We start from the raw sequence: 433 nt of genomic DNA, 5'->3' as shown, positions 1-433 counted from the left end.
CGACTGGCCCGTGAGCGCGGCGCTCGGGAATGCCGACAGGAACAGCACCGTCTGCGCGACGTCCTGCACCGTCGTGAACACGCCGTCGACCGTGTTGCCGAGCATCACCTTCTTGATCACTTCCTCTTCGCTGATCCCGAGCTCCTTCGCCTGCTCCGGAATCTGCTTGTCGACCAGCGGCGTGCGCACGAAGCCCGGACACACCACGTGCGAGCGCACGTTGTGCTTCGCGCCTTCCTTCGCCAGCACGCGCGCCAGGCCCAGCAGCCCGTGCTTGGCCGTCACGTACGCCGACTTCAGCGGCGACGCTTCGTGCGAATGCACCGAACCCATGTAGATCACGACGCCGCCGCGATCGTCCTTGTACATGTGCTTGAGCGCGGCCTTCGTCGTCAGGAACGCGCCGTCCACGTGGATCGCCTGCATCTTCTTC

The 433-nt window shown here is 65.4% G+C and carries 1 protein-coding gene; it reads right to left on the bottom strand.

From position 1 onward, the window contains the following. A partial coding sequence (locus tag HWX09_RS33415; RefSeq protein WP_175888627.1) for an SDR family oxidoreductase occupies window positions 1-433 on the bottom strand: 433 nt, incomplete at both ends.

Source organism: Burkholderia sp. BCC1208 (assembly GCF_902833095.1).
Lineage (GTDB): Bacteria > Pseudomonadota > Gammaproteobacteria > Burkholderiales > Burkholderiaceae > Burkholderia.
Note: the sequence above shows the minus strand (reverse complement) of the source record. Positions and strands in the feature narration are given on the sequence as shown.